Below are 5,086 nucleotides of genomic sequence, written 5' to 3' on the forward strand. Positions count from 1 at the left end.
ATAGGGATCTGTATTTGCATGGTCGAAGGTAATACTTAATGGAACAGTCTGTCGTTGGTACAAATTGTAGCGTTGTCCAAAGTAAAATATAGGCCGACCAGTTTTCTGTGTTGCATGGTGCATTTGAAATGAAGTAAAGTTTAGGTAGGGTAAATTACCAATAAAATGAGAAATCTCCCATGTCAATTTAGAAAAAGAACCAAGATCATTGGAGTTTTCAATAGAGTCTCGATATACTCTACAAAACTTTGTCCAATTCATGAAGATAATATCGTTAATAATCATATTTTTAAACCTATTATCTCCACCAACAACAATAGGGAAATAAACTGGGATATTCTGAAAGAGATACCACTGCCCATCAATTTTGCGGGTACTGAAAGTCCACTCTAGAGATAAAGCTTTGACTAAGTTCCACATCAAATAAGCTTGAAAAGATGCTCCTTGAGTATTTTGAAAAGACCTTTCATAAACCTCACGAGGTTTTACCAAATCTAGCTGTATAGTCACTGAAAGGTTTGGGTTCAAGACAAACTCTTCATTATGGAAATAACGGAAAGCCCACTGTTGATATTTGCTCAATTCATCCAGGTTGAGTTTAGTACCTTGATATCTTTCTAAAGCTTCTTGTAATTCCATTTCACTACTTTTTTTGCCTGAATATTTCAAGTATTATGTTAATAGTTAATACTAGGTAATTCTGTGAATTAGAATCCTCTTATCAATCTGCATATCTAATGATATAGCACTACGGATTTAGGTTAGGACATTTATAAATTCTCAAACTCAGTCAGATATTACTTTTGACTTTTGACTTTTGACTTTTGAATTGCGCGTAGCGCTATAATATCTGGTGTTTTAGTATTGAGGAAATAGAAAAATTTTAGCTTCATCTCCTAGTTCAAAAACATAATTTAATCCCAAAATAAAAAATAGAGGGAAAATTATTAATTCCCTCTACAAAATTTTAAGTTTTTATATCTAAAATTTTCCAACCGTTCTGCTGAACTTACCCAAACTTACCCAAACCGAGGTTTGAGCTTTGGAGACAAGCTTCCTGTTTCACTGAAGACCACTGCCTCATGGGCTGTAACCTATCTTCTCCACAGGCTTAAAATCGGCGGGAACTCCACCTAGTGATTTAAGTATAAAATAAGCTTTGCCATTGACTACTAAAAAATTTGAAAAAAAGTAAGTTTAAGTATATTTAGGTAAGATTTCAGCTTCTGTTTTTACCCCTCTATTAAATCTCAAACCAAAAACCAATAGAGGGGAAAGAGTATTAGTAAGCGAGACCCATACTACGAGTAGTTTCAGCGCCAAGGTAAACCCGGACACTCAAAAAGTCAGTGGGGCAAGCAGTCTCACAACGCTTACAACCAATGCAATCTTCAGTACGAGGAGATGAAGCAATTTGGCCTGCCTTACAACCATCCCAAGGTACCATTTCTAGAACGTCTAGTGGACAAGCACGAACACACTGGGTGCAACCGATGCAAGTATCATAAATTTTTACTGAATGAGACATGAATTAAATTCTCCCAACAAATTGATTTTGCCGTACCTGCATAAAGGCAGATGAGACAGCAAGTTTTAGAAGTGAATGCTTCGACTTAGTTTACCGCACCACTTCTCACCATTGATAAACATTGTTGAAAAACTTAAAATATCTCAATGTTCGGGTAAATTAGTGATGAATGACCAAACTTTTTCAGAGTCAGGAAAAAGTAAATATTGGCAACTATGGGGATTTGCTTGAAAAGTTTCAGGCCAGGAGCAAGTTCCTCAGACCAAAGCAAAAAAAATTTCCTAACTCCTGATTATTATGGGCGAACGGTGTTTGCTTCGCATAACTATCGTTAACGCCCCTACTCCTGACTCTTGACTCCTGACTAAAAAATAAAGTCAATAGCTTGTCTTTTCAAGGGAATAAAAAAGCGGTCGTTAGCGCAGCTTCCCGTAGTGTGGGATGGCGAGGAAACCTCGCCATATCCAATCAACCAAGAGAAAATAAAGTTTAGTATTTCAATCCCAATACTTTCCTAGGTCATGCTGCGCAAACAGGCAGAGGTACTGATAACTGATAACTGATAACTGATAACTGATAACTGAAATGACTTCAGCTATAGTCCTAACTTTTCTAATACTGGACGAGTTGAAACTACGTGACGATCCAAACCCAATTCTGTTGGAGAAATGCCCAAAGCTAGAGCTATTAGTTGAGGTAAGTGCAACACTGGTAAACCTAACTTACGTCCAATCACTTTTTCTACCTCTGGTTGACGAGAATCTAAATTTAAGTGACACAAAGGACAAGGCGTCACCATACAATCAGCACCTCTGTCAATAGCTTCGCTCACATGATTTCCGGCCATTTGAAAAGCTTGATTGGTGGCATAACTAGAAAGAGGCCAACCACAACATTGAGTCCGGCCTCGGTAATAAATTGGAGTCGCCCCAATAGCTCGAAATACATTTTCCATAGATTCTGGTTGATAGGGGTCATCTAATGGCAAATTAGTTTGACCTCTAAGTAGATAACAACCATAGAACGCAGCACATTTGAGGCCAGAGAGTTTACGGGTAACACGATTTTGAATTTCTTCTAGACCATAATCTGCAACTAGGGCATGAAGTAAATGTTTGACCTCTGTGCTGCCTTGATATGGAGAACAAGTCTGTTTTTGTAAAAGACCATTAATTTGATCTACATAGTCAGGATTGGTTTGTTGAGATTCCTTGAGACGTTCATCGACATGACCAATTACCCCTTGACAAGTACTACAGTGAGTTAGTAAAGCTAAATTTAGCTCTTCGGCCAAAGCTATATTACGAGCATTAACAGTATCTTCTAATAGTTGAGAATCTTCTTTAAAAGTACCAGAACCACAACAGGCAGCTTTTTTCAATTCTATTAACTCTATTCCCAGAGCTTGAGTAAGAACTTGGGTCGATTGGTAAAGCTCCCGGCAAGCACCTTGAGCAACACAGCCAGGGAAGTAAGCATATTTCAGTGTTTGAGATTGCATGACATTAACTAATTATATAAGGTCATTATTATAGACATAACTTATTAGTATATATAATTTTTTTGTTACTTACTTATAATTATAAGATTGTATTCTAATACAAAATTTAATCACAAAATCAAAAAAGGCATTCACAAAACTCATTTGCCTGTTTGCCGTAATAGAGGGTTCTCAGTTTTCAGATAAGATGATAGACGCAATATCCAAACTAAAAAGGAGAAAATTTTATGAGCCAAGGTGAAATTTTGGACAAGGTACAGACAATTGTGGCCGACCAGCTAGAAAAAGCAAAAGAAGAAGTAAAACCAGAATCTAATTTTGCCAGCGATCTAGGAGCTGATTCTCTAGATACCGTAGAGTTAGTTATGGCATTGGAAGAAGAATTTGAAATCGAGATTCCTGACGAAGAAGCAGAAAAAATTTCTACTGTTCAAGCTGCTGTGGACTATATTGAAAATCAACTAACAGCTAAAGCATAACATCATTCCCAAAACTCAAAGTTTCTGCCTTCTGGGTGTGGAATTTCTGAAAAAGAAAATTATGACAAATTCTGAGTTGAAACGGGTAGTTGTTACAGGAATGGGTGCTTTAACACCTATTGGCAACACCCTGTCTGATTATTGGAACGGGTTATTAAGTGGTAAAAATGGTATAGGCCCAATAACCAGATTCGATGCTTCAAAACACAAATGTCGTATTGCTGGAGAGGTAAAAGGATTTGACCCTCACGACTATGTTGGTCCTAAAGATGCGAAACGAATGGACCGATTTTCCCAGTTTGCAGTTGCAGCGAGCAAACAGGCTGTAGCTGATGCCAAATTTGAAATCAATGACCTAAACGCAGAACAGGTGGGGGTAATAATTGGCACTGGGGTAGGTGGCCTAAAAGTATTAGAAGATCAACAAGAGATATATCTGACTCGTGGTCCTTCTAAGTGTAGCCCCTTTATGATTCCAATGATGATTGCTAATATGGCCGCCGGTCTAACGGCAATTCATACTGGAGCTAAAGGACCTAACTCTTGTTGTGTAACTGCTTGTGCTTCAGGGTCAAATGCTGTAGGAGATGCTTTCCGTCTGATCCAAAGGGGATTTGCTCAAGCAATGCTTTGTGGTGGGGCGGAATCTGCAATTACCCCTTTAGGATTGGCAGGATTTGCTTCTGCTAAGGCCTTATCCAGACGTAATGATGACCCAGCTCATGCAAGTCGTCCTTTTGACCGCGATCGCGATGGCTTTGTTATGGGTGAAGGTGCTGGAGTTATTCTCTTAGAAGAATTGGAATGTGCCCTCAGCCGTGGGGCAAGGATATATGCAGAGGTAGTTGGTTATGGTATGACTTGTGATGCCTATCATATGACCGCTCCTGCTGCAGATGGAGAGGGGGCAAGTAGAGCTATACAGTTGGCCATGAAAGATGCTGCTTTAATTCCAGCACAAATTAGTTACATAAATGCCCACGGTACCAGTACAGGAGCAAATGACCCAACAGAGACAAAAGCTATTAAAAAGGCATTAGGTGAAAGTGCTTATAAGGTAGCAATTAGTTCAACTAAGTCAATGACTGGTCATTTGTTAGCAGGGTCTGGGGGTATTGAAGCTATAGCAACAGTAATGGCGATCGCTCATGACCAAATTCCACCGACAATCAATCTAGATAATCCCGATCCAGAATGTGACCTAGATTATGTCCCCCATATAAGTCGTGCTCACAAAGTAGAAGCAGCCTTATCAAACTCATTTGGGTTTGGAGGCCATAATGTCACTCTAGTATTTAAGAAATACGTTTAGAGATTAGCACTAGAAATTATTTAGGGGGCGCAAGCCCCCTTTTTAATACTTCAAGTAAATCTTTGCTGGTATTCAGTCGCGATCGCACATGAGATTATACTAGACTGTGCGGTGTGATTTTTTGGTACAGCGCTACTCGCTCAGGTATTTACAACTTCCAGCTCAAAGCGCAGTAAGCGAAAAGGTTGACAAAAAATAATGCCTAAATAGAGTTTGCGCTTCACTAGTCTTTTTGCGCTCGGCAGGGAGTAGGGAGTAGGGAGTAG

General features: G+C 39.0%; 5 protein-coding genes. 2 read left to right on the forward strand and 3 right to left on the reverse strand.

All coding sequences use genetic code 11. From position 1 onward, the window contains the following. From AC3DU7_RS24705 to AC3DU7_RS24715, 3 genes are all read right to left on the reverse strand, one after another. The coding region (locus AC3DU7_RS24705; RefSeq protein ID WP_488041946.1) for a hypothetical protein at positions 1 to 639 on the reverse strand (639 nt) is incomplete at its 3' end. Between the two features lie 643 nt (positions 640 to 1,282). Further along, complete coding sequence (gene psaC / locus AC3DU7_RS24710; protein ID WP_006616272.1) at positions 1,283 to 1,528, reverse strand: photosystem I iron-sulfur center protein PsaC; 246 nt, start codon at positions 1,526 to 1,528, stop codon at positions 1,283 to 1,285. A gap of 595 nt (positions 1,529 to 2,123) precedes the next feature. Continuing rightward, on the reverse strand, positions 2,124 to 3,029 hold the full coding sequence (locus AC3DU7_RS24715; RefSeq protein WP_488041947.1) for a CoB--CoM heterodisulfide reductase iron-sulfur subunit B family protein: 906 nt from the start codon (positions 3,027 to 3,029) through the stop codon (positions 2,124 to 2,126). Positions 3,030 to 3,256: 227 nt separating this feature from the next. Here AC3DU7_RS24715 and acpP point away from each other — a divergent pair, with 227 nt between their 5' ends. Together acpP and fabF are read left to right on the forward strand one after the other, a co-directional pair. After that, the gene (gene acpP, locus AC3DU7_RS24720; protein ID WP_488041948.1) at positions 3,257 to 3,508 is read left to right on the forward strand and encodes an acyl carrier protein; all 252 of its coding nucleotides are present in this window, start codon (positions 3,257 to 3,259) and stop codon (positions 3,506 to 3,508) included. Between the two features lie 61 nt (positions 3,509 to 3,569). Next, positions 3,570 to 4,820 (forward strand): beta-ketoacyl-ACP synthase II, encoded by a 1,251-nt coding sequence (gene fabF, locus AC3DU7_RS24725; protein ID WP_488041949.1) that lies wholly within the window; start codon positions 3,570 to 3,572, stop codon positions 4,818 to 4,820. Positions 4,821 to 5,086: the final 266 nt, after the last annotated feature.

This window comes from Okeania sp. (assembly GCF_983059655.1).